The sequence below is a fragment of the Jiella pacifica genome, from assembly GCF_010500815.1.
Lineage (GTDB): Bacteria > Pseudomonadota > Alphaproteobacteria > Rhizobiales > Rhizobiaceae > Jiella > Jiella pacifica.
The window spans coordinates 1-2,504 of the sequence record NZ_JAAAMG010000058.1 but is presented as its reverse complement, the minus strand read 5'-3'; the positions used below and the strand labels follow the sequence as shown (position 1 = coordinate 2,504).

Here is a 2,504-nt window from a genome sequence, read left to right as displayed (position 1 = left end):
TGCGGGTTTCGGTAAGTCCCGGACAGTGATTTCAGAAAGTCGCGGACACGGATTTCGGTAAGTCGCGGACAGCGATTTCGGCAAGTCCCGGACGGAACATTCCTGGATTGGGTGCGGATTTCGAGAGCGCCGTTTTGGCAGGCTCCTCGCCGATGAAGGCGAGAGGGACCGATGCCGAGACGGAAAGCTGCGAAACGAACGACCATGAAGGATATCGAGGCGATTCTTCGCCTGACCCATGCCGAGAAACTCTCGGTGCGCGAAGTGGCCGAACGGCTGCGGATCAGCCGCACGAGCGTCTCGACCTATCTGCTTCGCGCCCGCGAGGCCGGGATTGTCGGCTGGCCGATGCCGGAACCTTTCGACGACGCGACGCTCGAAGCGATCCTGTTCAAACGCATGGGACGGCCGCCACGTGATCTCAGCGAGCCGGATTGGGCGGCGTTGTCGCGCGAGCTGAAGCGCAAGGGCGTGACGCGGACGCTGTTGTGGCAGGAATATCGCGCCGCGCATCCGAACGGCTACGGCTACACCTGGTTCTGCGCTGGTCTTTCGGCTTTCGAGAACAGGCGCGCGCCGAGCTACCGCAACCGGTTCGAGGCCGGAGGCGTCATGCAGACCGACTATGCCGGCCAGACGGTGCCGATCTTCGATCCCGACAAGGGCGAATTCCGCGAGGCGCAAATCTTCGTCGCCGTGCTCGGCGCTTCGTCCTACACCTTCGTCCATGCCAGCTTCAGCCAGGCGCTGCCGGACTGGATCGAAGGCCAATGCCGGGCCTTGGCCTTCTTTGGCGGTGTGCCGAGAAGCATCGTCTGCGACAATCTGAAGGCCGGCGTCGCCAAGCCGCTTTGGTTCGAGCCGACGCTCAACGCGACGTTTGCGGCGATGGCCGAGCATTACAACACGACCATCCTGCCGACCCGGGTCCGAAAGCCCCGCGACAAGGCGAAGGTCGAGGGCGCGGTCTTGATCGTGGAGCGCTGGATTCTGGCGCGTCTGCGCAATCGGCGCTTCTTCTCGCTGTCTGAATTGAACTTGGCGATCCGCGAACTCCTCGAGGATCTGAACGACCGGCCGATGCGCCATGTCGGCCAAAGCCGCCGACAGCTCTTCGAGGCGATCGAGCGCGAGGCCCTGTCGCCGTTGCCGTCAGCACCCTTCGAATATGCCGAATGGAAGACCGCCAAGGTCCATCCCGACTATCACGTCGACGTCGAGCGCACCGTCTATTCCGTGCCGCACGGCCTGATCGGCCAACAGGTCCATGTGCGGCTCACCCATCGGGTTGTCGAGATCTTCCATAACCACAAACGCGTCGCCAGCCATGTTCGCCGATCGGCGCGATCGGGCCACGTCACCGTCAACGAACACATGCCCTCGTCGCATCGCCGCTACGCCGGCACCACGCCGGAAAGCCTGATGCGGCAGGCGGCGAAGATCGGCGCCAATACCGCCATTCTCGTCGAGCGGCTGATGCGCGACAGGCCGCATCCCGAGCAGGGCTATCGCTCTGCCATGGGCGTCATCTCGCTCGCACGCCGCTTCGACAAATCGCGCCTCGAGGCAGCATGCGAACGGGCGCTGACGATCAACGCGATCTCCTATTCCTCCGTCAACGCCATCCTCAAATCCGGGCTCGAAAAGGCCAAACCCGCCGAGCCCGTCAGACCCGCGCCGCCGCACGGCAACATTCGCGGCAACAGCTACTATCAATGAGACAAGGACCGTCTTTGATGCTGAACCATCCGACCCTCGACCAGATGCAGGCGCTCGGCCTTGCCGGAATGGCGAGCGCCTATCGTGATTTGAGCGAGCAACCGGGAACAAAGGAACTGGCCCGGGACGAATGGCTGGGCCTCATGCTCGACCGGGAGGGGGCCCTGCGCGCCGACAAGCGGCTCACCAATCGTCTGCGCCTCGCCCGGCTTCGCTTTCCCGACGCCTCGATCGAGGACATCGACTTCAACGCCGCCCGCGGTCTCGATCGGCGCCAGTTGATGGCGTTGGCGCAAGGCGAATGGTTGAAGGCCAGCGAGAACCTGATCCTCAACGGCCAGACCGGCACCGGCAAGACATGGCTGGCCTGCGCCTTCGGGCGGCAGGCGGCACGGCTCGATCATTCCGTCCTTTATGTCCGCATGCCGCGCCTCTTCGAGGATCTGGCCATGGCCAGGCTCGACGGCCGCTTCCCGCGCCTCGTCGACAAACTCGCCCGCGCCCAGCTCCTCATTCTCGACGACTGGGGCACCCATGGTCTCGCCGACCAGCAGCGCCTCGACCTCCTGGAAATCTGCGAGGAACGCTACCGAAGGAAATCCACCTTGATCACCGCCCAGGTCCCCGTGTCGCGCTGGCATGACCTGATTGGAAGCCCGACGATCGCCGATGCCATCCTCGACCGGCTCGTCCACAACGCCCACCGCATCGACCTCAAAGGAGAAAGCATGCGAAAATCCAAAGCCGCCGCGGCCACCGTCACGGATTGACCCGCGCCGAAATCC

The 2,504-nt window shown here is 63.9% G+C and carries 2 protein-coding genes; both read left to right on the top strand.

The annotated features are described in order from the left end of the window. Positions 1-171: 171 nt before the first annotated feature. Positions 172-1,719, top strand: coding sequence for an IS21 family transposase (gene istA / locus GTK09_RS27005; protein ID WP_163466474.1), 1,548 nt, complete (start codon positions 172-174; stop codon positions 1,717-1,719). 17 nt (positions 1,720-1,736) lie between these two features. Then, positions 1,737-2,489: an IS21-like element helper ATPase IstB gene (gene istB / locus GTK09_RS27000; RefSeq protein WP_163466473.1), complete on the top strand. Its 753-nt coding sequence runs from the start codon at positions 1,737-1,739 to the stop codon at positions 2,487-2,489. The last annotated feature ends 15 nt before the right edge of the window (positions 2,490-2,504 follow it).

Excerpts from the sequence above, each read along its gene's own strand:
- istA (WP_163466474.1), top strand. The coding sequence starts at position 172 with ATGCCGAGACGGAAAGCTGCGAAACGAACGACCATGAAGGATATCGAG.
- istB (WP_163466473.1), top strand. The coding sequence starts at position 1,737 with ATGCTGAACCATCCGACCCTCGACCAGATGCAGGCGCTCGGCCTTGCC.